We start from the raw sequence: 25096 nt of genomic DNA on the forward strand, positions 1-25096 counted from the left end.
CGGCTTAAATTCGGAGAGATCACAAATGCGAGTGCTGAAATTTGGCGGAACCTCGGTAGCGAATGCGGAACGTTTTCTGCGCGTCGCCGACATCATGGAGAGTAACGCGCGTCAGGGACAGGTAGCCACGGTCTTGTCCGCCCCCGCAAAGATCACCAACCATCTGGTGGCGATGATCGACAAAACGGTGGCGGGCCAGGACATTCTGCCGAATATGAGCGACGCCGAGCGGATCTTTGCCGACCTGCTGAGCGGGCTGGCGCAGGCGCTGCCGGGCTTTGAATACGATCGTTTGAAAGGCGTGGTCGATCAGGAATTCGCGCAGCTCAAACAGGTGCTGCATGGCGTCTCGCTGCTGGGGCAGTGCCCGGACAGCGTGAACGCGGCGATCATCTGCCGTGGCGAAAAGCTCTCCATCGCCATCATGGAAGGGGTGTTCCGCGCCAAAGGTTATCCGGTCACGGTGATTAACCCGGTGGAGAAACTGCTGGCGCAGGGCCACTACCTGGAGTCCACCGTGGACATCGCCGAGTCTACGCTGCGCATCGCCGCCGCGGCGATCCCGGCCGATCACATCGTGCTGATGGCCGGTTTCACCGCCGGTAATGACAAGGGCGAGCTGGTGGTGCTGGGCCGCAACGGCTCCGACTATTCCGCCGCGGTGCTGGCCGCCTGCCTGCGCGCCGACTGTTGCGAGATCTGGACCGACGTCGACGGCGTTTATACCTGCGATCCGCGCACCGTGCCGGACGCCAGGCTGCTGAAATCGATGTCGTACCAGGAAGCGATGGAGCTTTCCTATTTCGGCGCCAAAGTGTTACACCCCCGCACCATCACTCCGATTGCCCAGTTCCAAATCCCTTGCCTGATTAAAAACACCTCCAACCCGCAGGCCCCCGGCACGCTGATCGGCAAAGACAGCACCGATGCCGATATGCCGGTGAAGGGCATCACCAACCTGAACAACATGGCGATGATCAACGTCTCCGGCCCGGGCATGAAAGGCATGGTCGGCATGGCCGCACGGGTGTTCGCCGTGATGTCGCGCGCCGGCATTTCGGTGGTGCTGATCACCCAATCCTCTTCCGAATACAGCATCAGCTTCTGCGTGCCGCAGGGTGAACTGCAGCGCGCTCGTCGCGCGCTGGAAGAGGAGTTCTATCTGGAGCTGAAAGACGGCGTGCTGGATCCGCTGGACGTGATGGAACGCCTGGCGATCATCTCGGTGGTCGGCGACGGCATGCGCACCCTGCGCGGCATTTCCGCACGCTTCTTCTCCGCGCTGGCGCGCGCCAACATCAATATCGTCGCCATCGCCCAAGGGTCTTCCGAACGTTCCATTTCGGTGGTGGTCAGCAATGATTCCGCCACCACCGGCGTGCGCGTCAGCCACCAGATGCTGTTCAACACCGATCAGGTGATCGAAGTGTTCGTCATCGGCGTCGGCGGCGTCGGCGGGGCGCTGATCGAGCAGATCTATCGCCAGCAGCCGTGGCTGAAGCAAAAACATATCGATCTGCGGGTGTGCGGCATCGCCAACTCGCGCGTGATGCTGACCAATGTGCACGGCATCGCGCTGGACAGCTGGCGCGACGCGCTGGCCGGCGCGCAGGAGCCGTTCAATCTCGGTCGTCTGATCCGGCTGGTGAAGGAATATCACCTGCTGAACCCGGTGATCGTCGACTGTACCTCCAGTCAGGCGGTGGCCGATCAGTACGTGGACTTCCTGGCGGACGGCTTCCATGTGGTGACGCCGAACAAAAAGGCCAACACCTCGTCGATGAACTATTATCAGCAGCTGCGCGCGGCCGCCGCCGGTTCGCATCGCAAGTTCCTGTACGACACCAACGTCGGCGCCGGTCTGCCGGTGATTGAGAACCTGCAAAATCTGCTGAACGCCGGCGATGAGCTGGTGCGTTTCTCCGGCATCCTGTCCGGCTCGCTGTCCTTTATCTTCGGCAAGCTGGACGAAGGGCTGTCGCTGTCGGCGGCGACCCTGCAGGCCCGGGCCAACGGCTACACCGAGCCGGATCCGCGCGACGATCTGTCCGGGATGGATGTGGCGCGTAAGCTGCTGATCCTGGCGCGCGAGGCCGGTTATAAACTGGAACTGAGCGATATCGAGGTCGAGCCGGTGCTGCCGCCATCCTTCGACGCGTCGGGCGACGTGGACACCTTCCTGGCGCGGTTGCCGGAGCTGGATAAAGAGTTCGCGCGCAACGTGGCCAACGCCGCCGAGCAAGGCAAGGTGCTGCGCTATGTCGGCCTGATCGACGAAGGGCGCTGCAAGGTGCGCATTGAGGCGGTGGACGGCAACGATCCGTTGTATAAAGTGAAGAACGGCGAGAACGCGCTGGCCTTCTACAGCCGCTACTATCAGCCGCTGCCGCTGGTGCTGCGCGGCTACGGCGCCGGTAACGATGTGACCGCAGCGGGCGTATTCGCCGATCTGCTGCGCACACTGTCATGGAAGTTGGGAGTTTAATATGGTTAAGGTGTATGCACCGGCCTCGATCGGCAACGTCAGCGTCGGTTTCGACGTGCTGGGCGCGGCGGTTTCGCCGATCGACGGCACGCTGCTGGGCGACTGCGTCAGCGTCGAAGCCGCCGAGACGTTCAGTTTGCAGAATGCCGGGCGCTTCGTCAGCAAGCTGCCGGCCGAGCCGAAAGAGAACATCGTTTATCAATGCTGGGAGCGCTTCTGCCAGGAGATCTGCCGCGAAGTGCCGGTGGCGATGCGTTTGGAAAAGAACATGCCGATCGGATCGGGGCTGGGTTCCAGCGCCTGTTCGGTGGTCGCCGGGCTGATGGCGATGAACGAATTCTGCGATCGTCCGTTGGATAAGACGACGCTGCTCGGCCTGATGGGCGAGCTGGAAGGGCGCATTTCCGGCAGCGTGCATTACGACAACGTGGCGCCTTGCTATCTGGGCGGCCTGCAGCTGATGCTGGAAGAAGAAGGCATTATCAGCCAGGAGGTGCCGTGCTTTGACGATTGGCTGTGGGTTATGGCCTATCCGGGCATCAAAGTGTCCACCGCCGAAGCGCGCGCCATTTTACCCGCGCAATACCGTCGTCAGGATTGCATCAGCCATGGCCGCTATCTGGCCGGCTTTATTCACGCCTGCCATACCCGGCAGCCGCAGCTGGCCGCCAAATTGATGCAGGACGTGATCGCCGAACCGTACCGCACCCGGCTGCTGCCGGGCTTCGCCGAAGCGCGCAAGGCGGCGCAGGAGATCGGCGCGTTGGCCTGCGGCATCTCCGGCTCTGGCCCGACGCTGTTCGCCGTCTGCAATGACGGCGCCACCGCGCAACGCATGGCCGCCTGGCTGCAACAACACTATCTGCAAAACGACGAAGGTTTTGTTCATATTTGCCGTCTGGATACCGCAGGCGCTCGACTACTGGGATAACGCATGAAACTGTACAACCTTAAGGATCACAACGAGCAGGTCAGCTTCGCGCAGGCGATCAAACAAGGCCTGGGCAAGCAACAGGGGCTGTTCTTCCCGCTGGATCTGCCGGAGTTCGAACTGACCGAAATCGACCACCTGCTGGAGCAGGATTTTGTCACCCGCAGCAGCCGCATTTTGTCGGCCTTTATCGGCGAAGAGGTGCCGGAAACGGCGCTGAAGAAACGCGTGCAGGCCGCCTTTGAGTTCCCGGCGCCGGTGGCGAAAGTGACCGATGACGTCTCCTGCCTGGAGCTGTTCCACGGCCCGACGCTGGCGTTCAAAGACTTCGGCGGCCGCTTTATGGCGCAGATGCTGGCGGAAGTGGCCGGCGAGCAGCCGGTGACCATTCTGACCGCCACCTCCGGCGACACCGGCGCCGCCGTGGCGCACGCCTTCTACGGCCTGAAAAACGTGCGGGTGGTGATCCTGTATCCGCAGGGCAAAATCAGCCCGCTGCAGGAAAAGCTGTTCTGTACCCTGGGCGGCAACATTCACACCGTGGCGATCGACGGTGACTTCGATGCTTGTCAGGCGCTGGTGAAGCAGGCGTTCGACGATCAGGAATTGAAAGACGCGCTGCACCTGAACTCGGCCAACTCGATTAACATCAGCCGTTTGCTGGCGCAGATTTGCTACTACTTCGAAGCGGTGGCGCAGCTGCCGCAGGAAGCGCGCAATCAGCTGGTGATTTCGGTGCCGAGCGGCAACTTCGGCGATCTGACCGCCGGGCTGCTGGCCAAATCGCTGGGCCTGCCGGTGAAGCGCTTCATCGCCGCCACCAACGCCAACGACACCGTGCCGCGCTTCCTGACCAGCGGCCAGTGGCAGCCGCACGCTACGGTCGCGACGCTGTCCAACGCCATGGACGTCAGCCAGCCGAACAACTGGCCGCGCGTGGAAGAGCTGTTCCGTCGCAAGGTCTGGCAGTTGAAGGAGCTGGGTCACGCGGCGGTCAGCGACGAGACCACCAAAGACACGATGCGTGAGCTGGCCGAGCTGGGCTATATCTCCGAACCGCACGCGGCCATCGCCTACCGTGCGCTGCGTGACCAATTGCAGGAAGGGGAGTTCGGCCTGTTCCTCGGCACCGCGCATCCGGCCAAGTTTAAAGAGAGTGTGGAAGCGATACTCGGCCAGGAACTGCCGTTGCCGAAAGCGCTGGCGCTGCGGGCTGAGCTGCCGCTGCTGTCGCACACGCTGCCAGCTAACTTCGGCGAGCTGCGCAAGTTCCTGATGGGGCTGCCGGCCTGAAGTTCGGCAGGGTAAAATGCGAAAAGCCGTCTTGCGACGGCTTTTTTTATGCCTGCTCCGGGCGTTTGAACACCAGTTCATTGCCTTGCGAGGCGGCTTCGTCGAAGGCGTAGCCTTCCAGGTTGAAGTCCGCCAGCTGCTCGCTGCGCGTCAGGCGGTTTTTGATGATAAAGCGGCTCATCAACCCGCGCGCTTTCTTGGCGTAGAAGCTGATGACCTTGAACTTGCCGTTCTTCTCGTCGAGGAACACCGGTTTGATCAGCGAGCCGTGCAGCTTGGCCGGCTTCACCGCTTTGAAATACTCGTCTGACGCCAGGTTGACCACCACGTCGTCGCCCTGTTGCTCCAGCGCTTCGTTGAGCTTTTTGGTGATCTGATCGCCCCAGAAGCTGTACAGATCTTTGCCCTTCGGGTTTTCCAGCTTGATGCCCATCTCCAGCCGGTACGGCATCATCAGATCGAGCGGGCGCAGTACGCCATACAGGCCGGACAGCATGCGCAGATGCTGCTGGGCGAAGTCGAAATCGGCTTCGTTGAAGTCCTGCGCCTGCAGGCCGGTGTAGACGTCGCCCTTGAACGCCAGCAGCGCCTGACGGGCGTTGTCCGGGGTAAATGTCGGTTGCCATTCGCTAAAGCGCGCGGCATTCAGCCCGGCCAGCTTGTCGCTGATGCTCATCAGGCTGGCGATTTGCGCCGGCGTCAGCTCGCGGCAAATGTTGATAAGCTGCTTAGACTTACTCAGCAGTTCGGGCTGCGTGAAGCGTTTTGTCGCCAGCGGGCTGTCGTAATCGAGCGTTTTTGCAGGTGAAATAATAACGAGCATGGCCAGATCCTGTTTATCCAAGTGCGCATACTGTAGCAAAAAGCGCGGGAAAAAGGGGCTATCGGTCCAATAGGCGGGGCGCGCATCGCACGCGCCCCGGAATTCTCAGCGCGGTGGCTGCTTGCCGTCCCACACGCCCGGCTCCAGCTGCGATTTCAGCTCCGGATAACGGTTGGCGTCGAAGGTCGGCAGCTTGCCCAGGCGGCGCTGGCGATGGTAGTCGTCGGCCAGCTTCAGCGCGACCCGCGACAGCAGCAAGATAGCCGTCAGGTTGGTGATCGCCATCAGCGCCATGGAGGTATCCGCCATTTTCCACACCAGCGGCAGCTCCGCCAGCGCGCCGAACATCACCATGCCCAGCGCCACGCAGCGGAAAATCAACAGGCCGCCTGGGTGGTTGTGCTCGAGGAACACCAGGTTGCTCTCGGCATAGGCGTAGTTGGCGATGATCGACGTAAAGGCGAAGAAGAAGATGGCGATGGCGACGAACGGAGTCCCCCAACTGCCGACGGCGGTCGACAGCGCGCGCTGGGTCAGATCGATGCCGCTGATGCTGTCGGTCGGCTGATCGAGAATGCCGGAAGAGAGGATGATCGCCGCGGTGGCGCTGCAGATGACGATGGTGTCGATAAATACCCCGAGCATCTGCACGTAGCCCTGTGAAGCGGGATGCGGCGGATAAGGCGAGGCGGACGCCGCCGCGTTGGGCGCCGATCCCATGCCGGCTTCATTGGAGAACAGGCCGCGCTGCACGCCCTGGGTCATCGCCTGGGAGATACCGTAACCGACGGCGCCGGCCGCGGCTTCCTGCAGACCAAAGGCGCTTTTGAAGATCAGCGTCAGGATCGCCGGCATGTGCTCGATGTTATGGCCAATCACCCAGAGAGCCAGCAGCAGGTAGGCGCCGGCCATCAGCGGCACCACCAGCTCGGCCACTTTGGCGATGGAGCGGATGCCGCCGAAGATCACCACGCCGCTCAGCAGCACCAGGCCAATACCGACGTGCAGCGGCTGTAAATGGAAGGCGACGGCGGAGGCCTGCGCGATGGAGTTGGCCTGTACGGCGTTGAACACCAGGCCGAAAGCGATGATCAGGAAAATGGAGAACAGCACGCCCATCCAGCGCATGCCGAGTCCCTTTTCCATGTAATAGGCCGGGCCGCCGCGGTAGTTGCCGTTGTCGTCTTTGGTTTTGTAGAGCTGAGCCAGCGAGCTTTCCACAAATGACGTGGCCATGCCGATAAACGCCACCACCCACATCCAGAAGATGGCGCCGGGGCCGCCGGCGGTCAGGGCGATGGCGACGCCGGTCAGGTTGCCGGTGCCGACGCGCGCCGCCAGCGTGGTACACAGCGCCTGGAAAGAGGAGATGCCGGCGCTGTCGCTTTTATTGCTGTTTTTCAACACCGAGAACATGTGGCTGAAGTGGCGGAGCTGGATAAAGCGGGTGCGCAACGTGAAGTAGATGCCGGTGCCGAGCAGCAGATAAATCAGCACCGACCCCCACAAAATATTGTTTATAAAGTTCATCAGGTCCGTCAAGGGATCCCTCCTCTTATCGAAATTTAATGCGCACCTGGCAGCATCCACCGCAGGTGAAAAACATTGGCCTATTTTTTACAAGAGCTTAGCTGGAATCGGTCCGGCGTCAGTCGATTAAGATTTTTCGCAGATTAGCGGACGAATTGCATCAATTTTTTCGAATTTAACATAATTTATTCGGGCAATAGCACGTTATTGCCTTTCCATCCGCTCGGTAATGGCGAAAGATATCGGCGTAAACGGTTGCTCGCCCAAGGATAAAACAGATGCTTGCGCGCCGCGGTTTTCCAGCCTTGCGCCGGGCTTGGCGCATGTTATTATCAGGGCAGGGCATGGTTGAACAATGCCAAAAGTTCATGCACAAACGATGAGATAATGCCAACATGACCGACAAATTAACTTCCCTGCGCCAGCTGACTACAGTGGTTGCAGATACGGGTGATATCGCGGCAATGAAGCTGTATCAACCGCAGGACGCCACAACCAACCCTTCGCTGATCCTCAATGCAGCCCAAATTCCTGAATACCGCAAACTGATTGACGAAGCCATCGCCTGGGCGCGCGGCCAGAGCAGCGATCGCGAGCAGCAGATCGCCGACGCCGCTGACAAGCTGGCGGTCAACATCGGTCTGGAGATCCTCAAACTGGTTCCGGGCCGCATCTCCACCGAGGTTGATGCGCGTCTGTCTTACGACACCGTCGCCAGCGTGGCCAAGGCCAAGCGCCTGATCAAGCTGTACAACGAAGCCGGCATCAGCAACGATCGCATTCTGATCAAACTGGCCTCGACCTGGCAGGGCATCCGCGCGGCGGAGCAGCTGGAGAAAGAAGGCATCAACTGTAACCTGACGCTGTTGTTCTCCTTCGCTCAGGCTCGCGCCTGCGCCGAAGCCGGCGTTTACCTGATCTCGCCGTTCGTCGGCCGTATCCTCGATTGGTACAAAGCCAACGGCGACAAGAAAGAGTTCGCGCCGCACGAAGATCCGGGCGTGATCTCCGTGACCGAGATTTACCAGTACTACAAACAACACGGTTACAACACCGTAGTGATGGGCGCCAGCTTCCGCAACGTTGGCGAAATCATCGAGCTGGCCGGCTGCGACCGCCTGACCATCGCCCCTGCGCTGCTGAAAGAGCTGGCAGAGAGCGAAGGCGTGCTGGAGCGCAAACTGTCTTACACCGGTGAAGTGAAGGCGCGTCCTGCCGCACTGACCGAACCTGAGTTCTACTGGCAGCACAACCAGGATCCGATGGCAGTCGAGAAACTGACCGACGGCATCCGCAAATTCGCCGTAGACCAGGGCAAACTGGAAAAAATGATCGCCGACCTGCTGTAATTCCGGCAGATCGCGCAGTAAAAAGGTGGCTCAGGCCACCTTTTTTTATGCCCGACGCTCCCGCCGGCGGGGGAAGCCCTTATACTCTCGGCAATGACAACAGAACGGGAGACGAACCCGTTCGGACCCCATCAGGCTGTAGAGGTTACGCATGGATATTTTACGTATTGGTTTGGTTTCCGTTTCTGACCGCGCTTCCGGCGGCGTTTACCAGGATAAAGGCATTCCGGCGCTGGAGGAGTGGCTGGCCGGCGCGCTGGCGACGCCGTTCAAGCTGGAAACCCGGCTGATCCCCGATGAGCAGACGCAAATTGAACAAACGCTGTGTGAGCTGGTGGACGAAATGGGCTGCCATCTGGTGCTGACCACCGGCGGCACCGGGCCGGCGCGTCGCGACGTCACCCCCGACGCCACGCTGGCGATCGCCGATCGCGTGATGCCCGGCTTCGGCGAGCAAATGCGCCAGATCAGCCTACACTATGTGCCAACGGCAATTCTTTCTCGCCAGGTGGGGGCGATCCGCAAGCAGGCGCTGATCATCAATCTGCCCGGCCAGCCAAAGTCGATCAAGGAAACGCTGGAAGGGGTGAAGGACGAGCAGGGCAATGCGGTGGTGCACGGCATCTTCGCCAGCGTGCCTTATTGCATTCAGTTGCTCGACGGGCCTTATGTCGAAACGCATGCCGCAGTGGTAGCAGCATTTCGGCCAAAGAGCGCGCGTCGCGAGATAAACCTCTAAATTTCAGTAATCTGCGAGATCGGCTTCAGCCCGTTTGGTGTGAAAATAATTTGCCGCTATAGTAAGGATTCTTTTACAGAAAGCCTGCGGCTTTTATTTTTACAGCCTTTACCGACGGTGCCCTATGCCTCACGACACTAATCGCCGGCTGAACCGGCAAGACTACAAAACGCTGACGTTGGCCGCGTTGGGCGGCGCGTTGGAGTTTTACGACTTCATCATCTTCGTATTCTTCGCCGCCGTGGTCGGCGATCTGTTCTTCCCGGCGGACATGCCGGAATGGCTGCGGCTGGTGCAAACCTTCGGCATTTTCGCCGCCGGCTATCTGGCCCGCCCGCTGGGCGGCATCGTGATGGCGCACTTCGGCGATCTGGTCGGCCGCAAAAAGATGTTTACCCTGAGCATTCTGCTGATGGCGTTGCCGACGCTGGCGATGGGCCTACTGCCGACCTACGCCAGCATCGGCATCGCCGCGCCGCTGTTGCTGCTGCTGATGCGCGTGCTGCAGGGGGCGGCGATCGGCGGTGAGGTGCCGGGCGCCTGGGTCTTCGTCGCCGAACACGTGCCGCGCCGGCGCATCGGTTTCGCCTGCGGCACGCTGACCGCCGGGCTGACGGTGGGCATCCTGCTGGGATCGGTGGTGGCGACGGTGATCAACACCACGCTTAGCCCGCAGAGCATTGCCGGCGGCGGCTGGCGCATTCCATTCCTGCTGGGCGGCATGTTCGGCCTGGTGGCGATGTACCTGCGCCGCTGGCTGCAGGAAACGCCGATCTTCATCGAGATGCAGGCGCGCAAAGCGCTGGCCGAGGAGCTGCCGCTGAAATCGGTGGTGCTCAACCACAAACGGGAAGTGGCGGTGTCGATGCTGCTGACCTGGCTGCTCTCCGCCGGTATCGTGGTGGTGATCCTGATGACCCCGACCTATCTGCAAAAACAGTTCGGCATTGCGCCGGCCCTGACGCTGCAGGCCAACAGCATCGCCACCATCATGCTGATCGCCGGCTGCATCGTCGCCGGTTTGTCGGCCGATCGCTTCGGCGCCAGCAAAACGCTGGTGGTCGGCAGTTTGCTGCTGGCCGGCTGCAGCTGGCTGTTCTATCAGACGGTGGGCGTGCGCCCGGAAATGCTGTTCGCCTGCTATGCGCTGGTGGGTTTCAGCGTAGGCGTGGTGGGGGCCGTGCCGTACGTGATGGTGCGGGCTTTCCCGGCGGAAGTGCGGTTTACCGGCATCTCGTTCTCATATAACGTCTCGTACGCTATTTTTGGCGGTTTAACCCCTATTTTTGTGACGCTGATCATGAAATTAACCCCGTTAGCGCCCGCTTACTATGTGCTGGCGCTGTCGCTTATCGGGCTGCTGCTCGGTGTCTACCTGCATCGCGACCTGAACAGCGAAGCCGGCGAGCGGCGAGCCGGTTCCTACAGCTAAAAAAAGCCCTGCATTGCAGGGCTTTTTCGTCAGGGGCGGGCGATTACGCCGTGACCGGCGATGCCGCGACGCGGGCCGAGGCCGGTTCGCCAATCGGCAGCACGGTGCGGCCGTATTGCTCGTTGAGCACTTCGGCCATCGCCAGGTAGATGGCGCTGGCGCCGCAGATGATGCCCTCATAACCGGCGAAGGTCAGCAGCGCGTGGTTGCCGGTGATGTTGCCGACGGCCAGCAGGGCGAACAGCAGCGTCAGGCTGGCGAACACGAACTGCAGCACGCGGTTGGCGCCCAGGGTGCCGAAGAACATGAACAGGGTGAAGACGCCCCACAGCGCCAGGTAGATGCCCAACACGTGCGCCTCGGTGGCTTCCGCCAGGCCCAAACGCGGCAGCAGCAGCAGGCCGACCAGGCTCAGCCAGAAGCTGCCGTAGGCGGTGAATGCGGTCATGCCGAAGGTGTTGCCCTTCTTGTACTCCAGCAGACCGGCCAGGATCTGGGCCAGGCCACCGAAGAAAATCCCCATGCTGATGATGGCGGAGTTCAGTGGGAAAAAGCCCGCGTTGTGCAGGTTCAGCAAGACGGTGGTCATCCCGAAGCCCATCAGGCCGAGAGGGCCGGGATTCGCCAACTTGTTGGTGTGCATAAGTCCTCTGCGATAACAGAAAATTAACGGAAACAGCGAAGTAAAATCATAAATGGTCTGAATGGCCAAAAAATCGAAGTTTTCCATCAGAGCGCGCGCATCATAATGATCCCCGCAGCCGGAAACAATGATCTGAATGACGATAAAAAAAGAAATTTTTTTTGCCTTGCCCCTTGATGCCGAGCTGGATGGCCCCATCTTATTTGCAACCGCAGCTGCTAACCGCGGGTCGCACTGAGATATCGGGCAGTTGAAAAGCAAAAAATCGCCCGCATATAGGTTAGCAACCTGACTGACTTATGAATTTTTTAGTGGAGACGTTTAGATGGGCAAAATTATTGGTATCGACCTGGGTACTACCAACTCTTGCGTAGCAATTATGGATGGTGCCAAGGCACGCGTGCTGGAAAACGCCGAGGGCGACCGCACCACTCCTTCTATTATCGCATATACCCAGGACGGTGAAACTCTGGTTGGCCAGCCGGCTAAGCGTCAGGCAGTGACCAACCCTGAAAACACCCTGTTCGCCATCAAGCGCCTGATCGGCCGCCGCTTCCAGGATGAAGAAGCGCAGCGCGACAAAGCGATCATGCCTTACAAAATCATCGAAGCCGACAACGGCGACGCCTGGCTGGAAGTGAAAGGCCAGAAAATGGCTCCGCCGCAGATCTCTGCGGAAGTGCTGAAGAAAATGAAGAAAACGGCGGAAGATTACCTGGGCGAACCGGTAACTGAAGCGGTTATCACCGTACCGGCTTACTTCAACGACGCCCAGCGTCAGGCGACTAAAGACGCCGGCCGCATCGCGGGTCTGGAAGTCAAGCGCATCATCAACGAACCGACCGCGGCGGCTCTGGCCTACGGCCTGGACAAAGAAGTCGGCAACCGCACCATCGCGGTTTATGACCTGGGCGGCGGTACTTTCGATATCTCCATCATCGAAATCGACGACGTTGACGGCGAAAAAACCTTCGAAGTGCTGGCGACCAACGGTGACACCCACCTGGGCGGCGAAGACTTCGACAGCCGTCTGATCAACTACCTGGTGGAAGAGTTCAAGAAAGATCAGGGCATCGATCTGCGCAACGATCCGCTGGCGATGCAGCGTCTGAAAGAAGCCGCCGAGAAAGCGAAGATCGAACTGTCTTCCGCTCAGCAGACCGACGTTAACCTGCCGTACATCACGGCAGATGCGACCGGTCCAAAACACATGAACATCAAAGTGACTCGCGCCAAACTCGAGTCGCTGGTTGAAGATTTGGTGGCGCGCTCCATCGAGCCGTTGAAAGTGGCGCTGAAAGACGCAGGCCTGTCGGTTTCCGACATCCAGGACGTGATCCTGGTGGGCGGCCAGACCCGTATGCCAATGGTGCAGAAGAAAGTCGCAGACTTCTTCGGTAAAGAGCCGCGTAAAGACGTGAACCCGGACGAAGCGGTTGCCGTGGGCGCTGCGGTACAGGGCGGCGTGTTGGCCGGTGATGTGAAAGACGTTCTGCTGCTGGACGTTACCCCGCTGTCGCTGGGTATCGAAACCATGGGCAGCGTGATGACGCCGCTGATCACCAAAAACACCACGATCCCGACCAAGCACAGCCAGGTGTTCTCTACTGCGGAAGACAACCAGTCTGCGGTCACCATCCACGTGCTGCAGGGTGAGCGTAAGCGCGCCAGCGATAACAAATCTTTGGGCCAGTTCAACCTGGACGGCATCCAGGCGGCACCGCGCGGCATGGCGCAGATCGAAGTCACCTTCGACATCGATGCCGACGGCATCCTGCACGTGTCTGCCAAAGACAAGAACACCGGTCGTGAGCAGAAGATCACCATCAAGGCGTCTTCTGGCCTGAACGAGGACGAAATCCAGAAAATGGTGCGCGACGCCGAGTTGAACGCTGAAGCTGACCGCAAGTTCGAAGAGCTGGTACAGACTCGCAACCAGGCGGATCACCTGATCCACGGCACGCGCAAACAGCTGGAAGAAGCGGGCGACAAACTGCCGGCGGAAGACAAAACGGCGATCGAAGCGGCGCTGAAAGATCTGGAAGCGGCGGTGAAAGGCGAAGACAAAGCCGAGATCGAAGCGAAGACCCAGGCGTTGGTGCAGGTTTCCGGCAAGCTGCTGGAAATGGCTCAGGCGCAGCAGGCTCAGCAGGGTGCTGACGCCGGCGCGGACAACGCGGCGCAGAAAGAAGACGACGTGGTTGACGCCGAGTTCGAAGAAGTTAAAGACAAAAAATAATCGCCCTTAAGCGGGCACGGGGCGGCCGAGATGCCGCTCCCGGAAACCAGCACGGGCGTCGAGGCAACTCTGCGCCCGTGCACGCATGTTAAGGGTAAGCGAAAGAATGGCGAAGAAAGACTATTACGAGATTCTCGGCGTCAGCAAGACGGCGGATGAACGTGAGATCAAAAAGGCGTACAAACGCCTGGCGATGAAATACCATCCTGACCGCAACCAGGAGCAAGACGCCGAAACCAAGTTTAAAGAAGTTAAAGAAGCTTACGAAGTCCTGACCGACGACCAGAAACGCGCGGCTTACGATCAGTACGGGCACGCGGCCTTTGAACAGGGCGGCATGGGCGGCGGCGGCTTTGGCGGCGGCGCCGACTTCAGCGATATCTTTGGCGACGTGTTTGGCGACATCTTTGGCGGAGGCCGCCGTCAGCGCGCCAGCCGCGGTTCCGATCTGCGCTATAACATGGAGCTGACCCTCGAGGAAGCGGTACGTGGCGTCACCAAAGAGATCCGCATCCCGACGCTGGAAGAGTGCGACGTCTGCCACGGCAGCGGCGCCAAGCCGGGCAGTTCGCCGGTCACCTGCCCAACTTGTCATGGTCAGGGCCAGGTGCAGATGCGTCAGGGCTTCTTCACCGTGCAGCAGGCGTGTCCGCATTGCCATGGCCGCGGTCAGATCATCAAAGATCCGTGCAACAAATGCCATGGCCACGGCCGGGTAGAAAAATCCAAAACGCTGTCGGTGAAAATTCCGGCCGGCGTGGATACCGGCGATCGCATCCGCCTGGCGGGTGAAGGCGAAGCCGGCGAGCACGGCGCACCGGCGGGCGATCTGTACGTTCAGGTGCAGGTGAAGGCGCACCCGATCTTCGAGCGTGAAGGCAACAACCTGTACTGCGAAGTGCCGATCAACTTTGCCATGGCGGCGCTGGGCGGCGAGATTGAAGTGCCGACGCTGGATGGCCGGGTGAAACTGAAGGTGCCTTCGGAGACCCAAACCGGCAAGCTGTTCCGCATGCGCGGCAAGGGCGTGAAATCGGTGCGCGGCGGCAGCCAGGGCGACCTGCTGTGTCGCGTGGTGGTGGAAACCCCGGTCAATCTGAACGACAAGCAGAAGCAGCTGTTGCGTGAGCTGGAAGAGAGCCTTGGCGGCCCGTCCGGCGACAAGAACAGCCCGCGTTCGAAGAGCTTCTTCGACGGGGTGAAAAAGTTCTTTGACGATCTGACTCGCTAACCTTCTGTTTCTGTTAGCTTATGCGCGAACCCCGGGCTTCTGTCCCGGGGTTTTTATTTGCGCGCCAAACCGCTAATCCCTTATATAAATGTGACTTATTCGTGCTTTTTATCGGTTTTTTCGAGCTGTTTAGCATTTATAAACTTATTTTTTCGAACTAAAACGCCCTCTATACTCACTTCATGACTGTGCTTCGCAGGGCGCTACGCCTTGCTCAGATTTGGAGAGACGTATTGTGACCAACATCATTCGTCAATTTTTACGTCAGGAAGCCGCGGGCGGCATCATCCTGATCGCGGCGGCGATCGTCGCTTTGATCATGGCCAACAGCCCGGCGCAGGGGATCTACCAGGCATTCCTTAACCTGCCGGTGATGGTGAAGGTAGCTTCGCTGGAGATCGCCAAGCCGCTGCTGCTGTGGATCAACGACGGGCTGATGGCCATCTTCTTCCTGGTGGTGGGGCTCGAGGTCAAGCGCGAGCTGATGCAAGGCTCACTGTCCGGGCGTGACAAGGCGGTGTTTCCGGCGATCGCCGCACTGGGCGGCATGCTGGCGCCGGCGCTGATTTACCTGTTGTTCAACGGCGCGGATGAAGTTACCCGCCAGGGTTGGGCGATCCCGGCCGCGACCGATATCGCCTTTGCGCTGGGCGTCATGGCCTTGCTGGGCAATCGCGTGCCGACCAGCCTGAAAGTGTTCCTGTTGGCGCTGGCGATCATCGACGACCTGGGCGTGATCATCATCATCGCGCTGTTCTACACCCACGAAGTGTCGATGATCGCGCTGGGGGTGGCGGCCGCGGCGACGGTGCTGCTGGCGGTGATGAACTGGCGCGGCGTGGGCAAAACCTCGTTGTACATGATGGTCGGCCTGGTGTTGTGGGTGGCGATCCTCAAGTCCGGGGTGCACGCGACGCTGGCCGGGGTGATCGTCGGCTTTATGATCCCGCTGAACGTGAAGAAGGGGCCATCGCCGTCGGAAACGCTGGAGCATGAGCTGCACCCGTGGGTGGCGTTCATGATCCTGCCGCTGTTCGCTTTCGCCAACGCCGGGGTCTCTCTGCAGGGCGTATCGCTGGAGGGATTGACCTCGCTGCTGCCGGTTGGGATTGCGGCCGGTCTGTTTATCGGCAAGCCGCTGGGGATTTTCCTCTTCAGCCTGCTGGCGGTGAAAATGGGCATTGCCCGCTTGCCTGAGGGGATCGGCTTCAAACAGGTGTTTGCCGTTTCGGTGCTCTGTGGTATTGGTTTCACCATGTCGATTTTCATCGCCTCGCTGGCGTTCGGCGAGGCCGATGCGGCGCTCAGCACCTATTCCCGTCTGGGGATCCTGTTGGGCTCCACCGCCGCGGCGGTGGCGGGGTACGGATTACTGCGTCTGGCGTTGCCGCGCGTGCGTTAATCCTGCCGGTGCCCGGCAGGGGCGCACAATAAAATGGCTGGTCGGAGCTGTGCGGTATAAAATATGTGCAGCTTCGGCCGTTCTTCGTTGGGACTAATGGGGCTATACGTTGTCTGAAGCAGGGAAAGGAAGTTTGTCGCTCGTCACGGCACACCGTTTGCCGCTGCGAAACGTTGTTAAGGAGAGCCGCTCGTGAGGATGTCGCATATCAACTTTAATCACCTTTACTATTTCTGGCAGGTCTGCAAGGCCGGTTCCGTGGTCGGTGCCGCTGAAGCGTTGTTTCTGACGCCGCAGACCATCACCGGCCAGATCAAAGCGCTGGAAGAGCGGTTGGACGGCAAGCTGTTCAAGCGCCAGGGGCGCGGGTTGGTGCCTTCGGAGCTGGGGCAGCTGGTGTTCCGCTATGCCGACAAGATGTTCATGCTCAGCCAGGAAATGCTGGATATCGTCAACTACCGCAAAGAGTCCAACCTGTTGTTCGACGTCGGCGTGGCGGATGCGCTGTCGAAGCGGTTGGTCAGCCAGGTATTGGAAACGGCGGTGGTGGTGGACAACGAGCAGATCCACCTGCGTTGTTTTGAATCGACACACGAGATGCTGCTGGAGCAGCTCAGCCAGCACAAGCTGGATATGATCCTGTCGGATTGCCCGGTGGATTCCAGCCAGCAGGAAGGGCTGTTCTCGCTGAAGCTGGGCGAGTGCGGCATCAGCTTCTTCTGCCGCCAGCCGGCGCCGGAGTTGCCGTTCCCGGCCTGCCTGGAGCAGCGTAAGTTGCTGATCCCCGGCCGCCGCTCGATGCTGGGGCGCAAGCTGCTTAACTGGTTCAATACGCAGGGCATTCAGGTCGAGATCCTGGGCGAGTTCGACGATGCGGCGCTGATGAAGGCCTTCGGCATGTACCACAACGCGATTTTCGTGGCGCCGACGCTGTATGCGCAGGATACCTACAACGATGACAACGTGGTGGAGATTGGGCGCATCGACAGCGTGCAGGAGGAGTATTACATTATCTTTGCCGAGCGCATGATCCAGCATCCGGCGGTGCAGCGGGTGTGCAACAAAGACTTCTCGGCGCTGTTTTCCTGTTAGCGGTTCACTGAACGCAGGGCGTAAAAAAACCGGCCTGAGCCGGTTTTTTTATCAAGCAGATAACGAAATGCTTATTGCATTGCGTTGATGCGTGCAGTCAGGTTTGACTTATGACGCGCTGCTTTGTTTTTGTGGATCAGGCCTTTAGCTGCCTGACGGTCCACCAGTGGCTGCATTACCAGGAATGCATTTTGTGCTGCTTCTTTGTCGCCAGCTGCGATAGCTGCGTCTACCTTCTTGATGAAGGTACGCACCATTGAGCGACGGCTTGCGTTATGCTTGCGGCGTTTCTCAGACTGTACGGCGCGTTTCTTAGCTGATTTGATATTAGCCAAGGTCCAACTCCCAAATATATTCTATTGAGGACAATTCAAAGGCCGAGGAATATGCCCTTTTAGCCTTCGTTTGTCAATGGATTTGTGCAAATAAGCGCCGTTTGTACAGGCGGCACTCGCTACGTTGTGATGGCGCAGGATTTTACCAGCTTCCCTCTTGGGAATACAGTGTTTCGCGAGAAAATTCGCCAATGATTTGCCGCGGCGGGCGCAAGCCGTTGGCCGCGGTCGAGAATCGGCCCGGCGGCGCGGGATAAACTGCGGTGAAGCCGTTTCACGCGCAGATTATCTCCGGTATGGTATGTCTATTACATAAAGGCACCAATCGCGGGTTAACCTTACCGGCTGTACAAGGTATAATCCGCCGATTTCCACTGTTTTGAGCCAGCTATGGAGCTAATTCGCGGCATTCACAATATCCGGGCGCGCCACCATGGTTGCGTGCTCACCATCGGCAACTTTGACGGCGTACACCGCGGTCATCAGGCGCTGCTGGAGCAGTTGAAGCAACAAGGGCAACGCCTCGGGCTGCCGGTGATGGTCATGATCTTTGAGCCGCAGCCGCTGGAGATGTTCGCCGCAGACAAGGCGCCGGCCCGTTTGACGCGCCTGCGCGATAAGGCCAACTATCTGGCGCAGGCGGGCGTTGATTACCTGCTGTGCGTCAAGTTCGATCCGCGTTTTGCCGCCAACACCGCGCAGGCGTTCGTCGCCGAGCTGCTGGTGGAGAAGCTCGGCGTCAAATTCCTGATGGTGGGGGATGATTTTCGCTTTGGCGCCGGGCGTCAGGGCGATTTTCCGCTATTGCAGCAGGCCGGAAAAGAGTACGGCTTCGACGTGGTCAGCACCCCGACCTTCCGCGAAGGCGACCGGCGCATCAGCAGCACGGCGATCCGCACTGCGCTGAGCGAGGACGATCTGCCGCTGGCGGAGACCCTGTTGGGCCACCCGTACAGCATCTCCGGGCGCGTGGTGCACGGCGATGAGCTGGGCCGCACCATCGGCTTCCCGACCGCCAACCTGCCGCTCAAGCGCCTGGTGGCGCCGGTGAAAGGGGTGTATGCGGTGGAGGTGTACGGCCTGGGGCCGCAGCCGCTGCCGGGCGTGGCCAACATCGGCACGCGCCCGACCGTCGCCGGCGTGCGCCAGCAGCTGGAAGTGCATCTGCTGGATGTCACAATGGATCTTTACGGGCGCCATATTGAGGTGGTGCTCCGCGCAAAATTGCGCAATGAACAACGGTTTGCTTCGCTCGATGCCCTGAAGCAGCAAATCGCCAATGATGTGGTGACGGCCCGGAAGTTCTTCGGGTTAAAAACACTGGTTTAATCGTTTACCCTAAACAATTCGAGTTGCATCGCGGCGGCAACCGCGCGAACCCCGATGAGCTTGCACAGGCAAGTGATTCGGGTGAGAAAGGGCGGCCGACAAAGATGCAGCTTGAAGTGTGACGGGTAAATAGCCGAAAACGGAAACGAGAATCTCATGAGTGACTACAAGAATACCCTGAACTTGCCGGAAACAGGGTTCCCGATGCGCGGCGATCTCGCCAAGCGCGAGCCTGGCATGCTGCAACGTTGGTATGAACAGGATCTGTACGGGATTATTCGTACTGCCAAAAAGGGCAAAAAAACCTTCATTTTGCATGACGGCCCTCCGTATGCGAACGGCAGCATTCACATTGGTCACTCGGTTAACAAGATTCTCAAAGACATTATCATCAAGTCGAAAGGGATGGCCGGCTTCGACTCGCCTTATGTGCCGGGTTGGGATTGCCACGGCCTGCCTATCGAACTGAAGGTTGAGCAGCTGTACGGCAAACCGGGCGAGAAGCTGACGGCGGCCGAGTTCCGCCAGAAGTGCCGCGAATACGCGGCCGAGCAGGTTGAAGGCCAGAAGAAGGATTTCATCCGCCTGGGCGTACTGGGCGACTGGGATCGTCCATACCTGACCATGGACTTCAAAACCGAAGCCAACATCATCCGCGCGCTGGGCAAGATCATCAGCAACGGCCACCTGCTGAAAGGCGCCAAGCCGGTTCACTGGTGCACCGACTGCGGCTCGTCGCTGGCGGAAGCGGAAGTGGAGTATTACGACAAGACTTCGCCGTCGATCGACGTGTCCTTCCATGCGGCCGACGCGGCTGCCGTGGCGGCCAAGTTCGGCGTGAGCCACTTCAACGGCGCCATCTCGCTGGTTATCTGGACCACCACGCCGTGGACCTTGCCGGCCAACCGCGCGATCTCGCTGCACCCGGACTTCACCTATCAACTGGTGCAGGTTGACGGCCAATGCCTGATCCTGGCGGCCGAACTGGTGGAAAGCGTGATGAAACGCGCCGGCATCACCGAGTGGACGGTGCTGGGCAGCTGCAAAGGCGCCGATCTGGAGCTGCTGCGCTTCAAACACCCGTTCATGGACTTCGACGTGCCGGCAATCCTCGGCGAGCATGTGACCCTGGACGCCGGTACCGGTGCGGTGCACACAGCGCCGGGTCACGGCCCGGACGACTTCGTGATCGGCCAGAAATACGGCCTGGAAGTGGCCAACCCGGTAGGGCCGAACGGCTGCTACCTGACCGGCACCTACCCGCTGCTGGACGGCAAGTTCGTCTTCAAGGCCAACGATCTGATCGTCGATCTGCTGCGCGAGAAAGGCGCGCTGCTGCACGTCGAGAAGTTCCTGCACAGCTATCCGTGCTGCTGGCGCCACAAGACGCCAATCATCTTCCGCGCCACGCCGCAATGGTTCATCAGCATGGATCAGAAAGGCCTGCGTCAGCAGTCTCTGGAAGAGATCAAGGGCGTGCAGTGGATCCCGGATTGGGGCCAGGCGCGCATCGAAATGATGGTGGCCAACCGCCCGGACTGGTGCATCTCGCGTCAGCGCACCTGGGGCGTGCCGATGTCGCTGTTCGTGCACAAAGAGACCGAGCAGCTGCACCCGCGCACCGTTGAGCTGATGGAAGAAGTGGCCAAGCGCGTCGAGCAAGACGGCATTCAGGCCTGGTGGGATCTGGACGCGGCCGACATACTCGGCGCGGAAGCCGCTGACTACGTGAAAGTGCCGGATACGCTGGACGTGTGGTTCGATTCCGGTTCTACCCACGCCTCCGTTGTCGACGTGCGTCCTGAATTCAACGGCCACGGCGCCGACATGTATCTGGAAGGCTCCGACCAACACCGCGGCTGGTTCATGTCATCGCTGATGATTTCCACCGCGATGAAGGGCAAGGCGCCGTACAAGGAAGTGCTGACCCACGGCTTCACCGTCGACGGCCAGGGCCGCAAGATGTCCAAGTCGATCGGCAACACCGTCAGCCCGCAGGACGTAATGAACAAGCTGGGCGGCGACATTCTGCGTCTGTGGGTGGCGTCGACCGATTACACCGGCGAGATCGCGGTGTCCGACGAGATCCTCAAGCGTTCCGCCGACTCTTACCGCCGCATCCGCAACACCGCGCGCTTCCTGCTGGCCAACCTGAACGGGTTCGAGCCAAGCACCGATTGCGTGGCGCCGGAAGACATGGTGGTGCTGGATCGCTGGGCGGTCGGCCGCGCGCTGGCGGCGCAGCAGGATATCGAGCAGGCTTACGCCAACTACGATTTCCACGAAGTGGTGCAGCGCCTGATGCAGTTCTGTTCGGTCGAGATGGGCTCCTTCTACCTGGATATCATCAAGGATCGTCAGTACACCGCCAAGAGCGACAGCGTCGCCCGCCGCAGCTGCCAGACCGCGCTGTATCACATCGTCGAAGCGCTGGTGCGCTGGATGGCGCCGATCATGTCGTTCACCGCAGACGAGATCTGGGGCTTCATGCCGGGCAAACGCGCGCAGTACGTGTTCACCGAAGAGTGGTACGACGGCCTGTTCGGGCTGGCGGAAGGCGAGCCGATGAACGACGCTTTCTGGGCTGAGCTGCTGAAAGTGCGCGGCGAAGTGAACAAGGTGCTGGAGCAGGCGCGTGCGGACAAACGCCTCGGCGGTTCGCTGGAAGCGGCGGTGACGCTGTATGCCGACAGCGAGTTGGCGGCGCGTCTGAACAGCCTGCAGGATGAGCTGCGCTTTGTGCTGCTGACCTCTGCGGCAAGCGTTGCGCCATTGGCGGAGGCGCCGGCCGACGCGCAGGCCTCCGAGCTGCTGAAAGGGCTGAAGATCGCCTTCAGCACGGCGCCAGGTGAGAAGTGCCCGCGCTGCTGGCATTACACCACCGATATCGGCCTGGTGGCGGAGCATGCAGACATCTGCGGCCGCTGTGTGAGCAACGTCGCCGGTGACGGCGAGAAGCGTAACTTTGCCTGAGAACTTGCGCCTGATGAGTAAACCAATTTGTTCGACCGGCCTGCGTTGGCTGTGGGTTGTAGTGGCGGTGCTGGCGCTGGATTTCGGCAGCAAACAGTGGATCCTCGCTAACTTTACGCTGGGCCAGTCCCAGCCGTTGATCCCGTCGTTCAACCTGTTTTACGCGCGCAACTACGGCGCCGCGTTCAGCTTCCTGGCCGATCACGGTGGTTGGCAACGCTGGTTCTTCGCCGGCATCGCCATCGCCATCGTCGCGGTGCTGCTGGTGATGATGTACCGCAGCGCGGCGCAGCAGAAGCTGAACAACATCGCCTACGCCTTTATCATCGGCGGGGCGTTGGGCAACCTGTTCGATCGCCTGTGGCACGGTTTCGTGGTCGATTTCATCGACTTTTACGTCGGTGACTGGCACTACCCGACCTTCAATCTGGCGGACAGCTTTATCTGCGTGGGCGCGGCGATGATCGTGCTGGAAGGTTTCCTGTCGCCGGCGAACAAAGGCGCAAAGAGCAAAGGTGAGTAATATGACGGCTCAGGTTATCAGTGACAGCGCGGTGCTGGTTCACTTTACGCTGAAACTGGAAGACGGTTCGACCGCCGAATCCACCCGCAGCAGCGGCAAACCGGCGCTGTTCCGCCTGGGTGACGGCAGCCTGTCGGCGCCGCTGGAAGAGCAGCTGCTCGGCCTGCGCGCGGGCGACAAGCGCGCCTTTACCCTGCAGCCGGAAGCGGCGTTCGGCGCGGAGAACCCGGATCTGGTCCAGTTCTTCTCGCGCCGCGACTTCGCGGAAACCGGCGTGCCGGACGTGGGCACCATCATGCTGTTTACCGCGATTGACGGCAGCGAAATGCCGGGCGTGGTGCGCGCGGTGGCGGAAGATTCGATCACCGTCGATTTCAACCATCCGCTGGCGGGCCATCCGGTGACCTTCGACATCGAAGTGCTGGAGATCGATCCGCAGCAGGAGGAGACGCATGCAAATATTGCTGGCTAACCCGCGCGGCTTCTGCGCCGGGGTTGATCGTGCGATCAGCATCGTGGAACGCGCGCTGGAGCTGTATGGCGCGCCGATCTACGTACGGCATGAAGTGGTGCACAACCGCTACGTGGTCGACAGCCTGCGTGAGCGTGGCGCCGTGTTTATCGAAGAGATCGCCGAAGTGCCGGACGGCTCTATCCTGATCTTCTCGGCGCACGGCGTGTCTCAAGCCGTGCGCGCCGAAGCCAAGGCGCGCGATCTGACCATGCTGTTCGACGCCACCTGTCCGCTGGTGACCAAGGTGCATATGGAAGTGGCGCGCGCCAGCCGCCGCGGCACCGAAGCGATTCTGATCGGCCATGCCGGGCACCCGGAGGTGGAAGGCACCATGGGCCAGTACAGCAACCCGCAGGGCGGCATGTACCTGGTCGAATCGCCGGAAGACGTGTGGAAGCTGCAGGTGAAAGACGAAAACAACCTGTGCTTCATGACGCAGACCACGCTGTCGGTTGATGATACCTCGGACGTGATCGATGCGCTGCGTCAGCGCTTCCCGAGCATTATCGGTCCGCGCAAGGATGACATTTGCTACGCCACCACCAACCGTCAGGAAGCGGTGCGTAACCTGGCCGGCGATGCGGACGTGGTGCTGGTGGTGGGGTCGAAGAACTCTTCCAACTCTAACCGTCTGGCCGAACTGGCGCAGCGCGTGGGCAAACCGGCTTATCTGATCGATTCGGCGGCGGATATTCAGGAAAGTTGGCTGAGCGAAGCGCGCAACATCGGCGTCACCGCCGGCGCTTCGGCGCCGGACGTGCTGGTGCAGGAGGTGATCTCTCGCCTGAAAGCGCTGGGCGGCGTCGACGTGCATGAAATCAGCGGGCGTGAAGAGAACATCGTGTTCGAAGTGCCGAAAGAGCTGCGCGTGGACGTCCGGCAGATTGACTGAGGTGCGTGAGTGAATGACAACGGGGAGCTTAGGCTTCCCGTTTTTTTTTGGAATGCCAACGGCATTAAAAATAAAATGCTGAGCATATTCAAATTTTCTGCTAACTAAAGCCAAATTTATTCTGAGTATTTGAAATAGCGGTGGCGTCATTAATTATATAGGCTGAATGAAGTCATTAAATAGAATATCATTAGGCTGCAATCTAAATAGGGCCTGGTGTCGTCAACGTGATTACAATAATTACAATAGTGGTCTTGCAGATGTTTCTTATTTTATTCTTGTCGAATCTGTTCTAGGTCGTTTAATCCTTTCTCCTTTAAATAGAGCTTCATATGCTCCAGCAATCGCCGGACTTTTAATGGCTGGATCTCCCGTCGCGGCATAATGGCATAGCAATTAATTTCCGGTAATCGCCAGTCGGGCAATATTTCAATCAGCTCGCCGCTGCGCAACTCTCGCTCGACGTTGGCGAAGAAATTGCGAATGATGCCTTTGCCGGTCAGCGCCAGCTCCTTCATCGCCATGCCGCTGTTGGTGAACAGTCGCCCGGTCATGCGCATGCGGTGCTCGCCGCCGTCGCGATGGATCAGGCGAACAAACTGCGGATTGCCGAGCGGCGTAAAGGTGACCCAGTGATGTTGCGTCAGCGCCTGCGGCGAATCCGGTACCCCGTAGTTCGCCAGGTAGGCCGGGGAGGCGCACAGCACTTCACGGCAGCGCGCCAGCCGCGTGGAGACGTAGCTGGAGTCAGCCAGCGCGCCGCCGCGTATCGCCAGATCGATGCGTTGCGCGATGAGGTCTATTCTCTCATCGTGGATTTCCAACCGCAGCGTGATGCGCGGGTGTTCGTCGAGGAAGCTCTGCAGCGCCGGCACCAGATAATGGGTGGCGAATTCGGTCGAGGTGGCGACGCGCAGTTCACCGACCAGCTCGCCGCGCAGCGCGGCGATCCGCTGTTGCCCGCGCTCGGCGGCGTGGATCATCAGCAGACAATCTTCATAAAAGCACAATCCGGCTTCGGTCAGGCTCAATGAGCGCGTCGATCGCAACAGTAATTGAATACCCAGATGTTCCTCCAGCTGGCGAATATGCTGGCTGACGGCCGATGTCGTCATGCCCAATTCTTTTGCCGCCATGCTGAATGCGCCACAATCGACCACTTTTGAGAAAATGGCCATGCGTTTTAAAATATTGCTCATAGTTTGTTAAGCACAACTTAACCTAGATTGTGAGTTATACGGGCTAATAATATAGCACCATCTTTCCTATATTGCCTGAAGCATATAAACGCCGGGCTGATTATTATTTTGCATGCGCTTTATCTCTTTTTGATAAATCTTA

At 59.7% G+C, this 25096-nt stretch carries 20 protein-coding genes and 1 other annotated feature (1 of these 21 cut by a window edge); of the genes, 15 read left to right on the top strand and 5 right to left on the bottom strand.

Annotated elements, in window-relative coordinates; genetic code table 11:
- Position 1: a sequence feature (Thr leader region), on the top strand (it extends 117 nt beyond the left edge of the window).
- Positions 2-25: 24 nt separating this feature from the next.
- Genes thrA through thrC form a run of 3 tightly spaced genes read left to right on the top strand, consistent with a single transcriptional unit; the run spans position 26 to position 4709 of the window.
- Positions 26-2485: a bifunctional aspartate kinase/homoserine dehydrogenase I gene (gene thrA, locus ACP3TA_RS08830; RefSeq protein WP_033641811.1), complete on the top strand. Its 2460-nt coding sequence runs from the start codon at positions 26-28 to the stop codon at positions 2483-2485.
- A 1-nt stretch (position 2486) separates the two neighbouring features.
- Entirely contained in the window at positions 2487-3416 is a 930-nt protein-coding gene (gene thrB, locus ACP3TA_RS08835) for a homoserine kinase (RefSeq protein WP_426784584.1), read from the top strand.
- Between the two features lie 3 nt (positions 3417-3419).
- Complete coding sequence (gene thrC, locus ACP3TA_RS08840) at positions 3420-4709, top strand: threonine synthase (RefSeq protein WP_047572712.1); 1290 nt, start codon at positions 3420-3422, stop codon at positions 4707-4709.
- Positions 4710-4755: 46 nt separating this feature from the next.
- Here thrC and yaaA read toward each other — a convergent pair whose 3' ends face one another.
- Both yaaA and ACP3TA_RS08850 read right to left on the bottom strand, forming a co-directional pair.
- Positions 4756-5532 (bottom strand): peroxide stress protein YaaA, encoded by a 777-nt coding sequence (gene yaaA, locus ACP3TA_RS08845; protein WP_047575391.1) that lies wholly within the window; start codon positions 5530-5532, stop codon positions 4756-4758.
- A gap of 105 nt (positions 5533-5637) precedes the next feature.
- Complete coding sequence (locus ACP3TA_RS08850; RefSeq protein ID WP_089194274.1) at positions 5638-7074, bottom strand: alanine/glycine:cation symporter family protein; 1437 nt, start codon at positions 7072-7074, stop codon at positions 5638-5640.
- Positions 7075-7457: 383 nt separating this feature from the next.
- On the opposite strand from ACP3TA_RS08850, the gene tal reads away from it, so the two are divergent.
- The 3 genes from tal to ACP3TA_RS08865 all read left to right on the top strand — a co-directional run bounded on the left by tal (position 7458) and on the right by ACP3TA_RS08865 (position 10582).
- The gene (tal, locus tag ACP3TA_RS08855; protein ID WP_197822482.1) at positions 7458-8411 is read left to right on the top strand and encodes a transaldolase; all 954 of its coding nucleotides are present in this window, start codon (positions 7458-7460) and stop codon (positions 8409-8411) included.
- Between the two features lie 151 nt (positions 8412-8562).
- Positions 8563-9150, top strand: coding sequence for a molybdopterin adenylyltransferase (gene mog / locus ACP3TA_RS08860; protein ID WP_015376607.1), 588 nt, complete (start codon positions 8563-8565; stop codon positions 9148-9150).
- A gap of 124 nt (positions 9151-9274) precedes the next feature.
- Positions 9275-10582, top strand: a complete 1308-nt coding sequence (locus ACP3TA_RS08865) for an MFS transporter (RefSeq protein WP_033641814.1) — start codon at positions 9275-9277, stop codon at positions 10580-10582.
- A 43-nt stretch (positions 10583-10625) separates the two neighbouring features.
- On the opposite strand, the gene satP is transcribed toward ACP3TA_RS08865, so the two are convergent.
- Entirely contained in the window at positions 10626-11225 is a 600-nt protein-coding gene (satP, locus tag ACP3TA_RS08870) for an acetate uptake transporter (protein ID WP_033644189.1), read from the bottom strand.
- A 325-nt stretch (positions 11226-11550) separates the two neighbouring features.
- Here satP and dnaK point away from each other — a divergent pair, with 325 nt between their 5' ends.
- The 4 genes from dnaK to nhaR all read left to right on the top strand — a co-directional run bounded on the left by dnaK (position 11551) and on the right by nhaR (position 17189).
- Entirely contained in the window at positions 11551-13464 is a 1914-nt protein-coding gene (dnaK, locus tag ACP3TA_RS08875) for a molecular chaperone DnaK (RefSeq protein WP_033641815.1), read from the top strand.
- Between the two features lie 106 nt (positions 13465-13570).
- Positions 13571-14695: a molecular chaperone DnaJ gene (gene dnaJ / locus ACP3TA_RS08880; protein WP_004932969.1), complete on the top strand. Its 1125-nt coding sequence runs from the start codon at positions 13571-13573 to the stop codon at positions 14693-14695.
- Positions 14696-14930: 235 nt separating this feature from the next.
- On the top strand, positions 14931-16097 hold the full coding sequence (gene nhaA, locus ACP3TA_RS08885) for a Na+/H+ antiporter NhaA (protein WP_033651695.1): 1167 nt from the start codon (positions 14931-14933) through the stop codon (positions 16095-16097).
- A gap of 192 nt (positions 16098-16289) precedes the next feature.
- On the top strand, positions 16290-17189 hold the full coding sequence (gene nhaR, locus ACP3TA_RS08890) for a transcriptional activator NhaR (protein ID WP_004932962.1): 900 nt from the start codon (positions 16290-16292) through the stop codon (positions 17187-17189).
- 71 nt (positions 17190-17260) lie between these two features.
- Here the strand turns inward: nhaR and rpsT are convergent, their stop codons facing one another.
- On the bottom strand, positions 17261-17524 hold the full coding sequence (gene rpsT / locus ACP3TA_RS08895) for a 30S ribosomal protein S20 (protein ID WP_004932960.1): 264 nt from the start codon (positions 17522-17524) through the stop codon (positions 17261-17263).
- Between the two features lie 390 nt (positions 17525-17914).
- Here rpsT and ribF point away from each other — a divergent pair, with 390 nt between their 5' ends.
- The 5 genes from ribF (at position 17915) to ispH (ending at position 23755) form a co-directional block, all read left to right on the top strand.
- Positions 17915-18853 (top strand): bifunctional riboflavin kinase/FAD synthetase, encoded by a 939-nt coding sequence (ribF, locus tag ACP3TA_RS08900; RefSeq protein WP_033641817.1) that lies wholly within the window; start codon positions 17915-17917, stop codon positions 18851-18853.
- Between the two features lie 156 nt (positions 18854-19009).
- A complete protein-coding gene (gene ileS / locus ACP3TA_RS08905; protein WP_033641818.1) occupies positions 19010-21826 on the top strand; it encodes an isoleucine--tRNA ligase in 2817 nt (938 codons plus the stop codon).
- Positions 21827-21839: 13 nt separating this feature from the next.
- Positions 21840-22349 (top strand): signal peptidase II, encoded by a 510-nt coding sequence (lspA, locus tag ACP3TA_RS08910; protein ID WP_025301524.1) that lies wholly within the window; start codon positions 21840-21842, stop codon positions 22347-22349.
- Position 22350: 1 nt separating this feature from the next.
- The gene (fkpB, locus tag ACP3TA_RS08915; protein WP_016929135.1) at positions 22351-22821 is read left to right on the top strand and encodes an FKBP-type peptidyl-prolyl cis-trans isomerase; all 471 of its coding nucleotides are present in this window, start codon (positions 22351-22353) and stop codon (positions 22819-22821) included.
- Positions 22802-23755, top strand: coding sequence for a 4-hydroxy-3-methylbut-2-enyl diphosphate reductase (gene ispH, locus ACP3TA_RS08920; protein ID WP_033641819.1), 954 nt, complete (start codon positions 22802-22804; stop codon positions 23753-23755). The genes fkpB and ispH overlap by 20 nt, the downstream gene beginning before the upstream one ends.
- 272 nt (positions 23756-24027) lie before the next feature.
- Here ispH and ACP3TA_RS08925 read toward each other — a convergent pair whose 3' ends face one another.
- Complete coding sequence (locus ACP3TA_RS08925) at positions 24028-24954, bottom strand: LysR family transcriptional regulator (protein ID WP_033641820.1); 927 nt, start codon at positions 24952-24954, stop codon at positions 24028-24030.
- Between the last annotated feature and the right edge of the window lie 142 nt (positions 24955-25096).

Origin of the sequence: Serratia sp. 2C06, assembly GCF_050037615.1 — a bacterium.
In the GTDB taxonomy this organism is placed as follows: domain Bacteria; phylum Pseudomonadota; class Gammaproteobacteria; order Enterobacterales; family Enterobacteriaceae; genus Serratia; species Serratia ureilytica.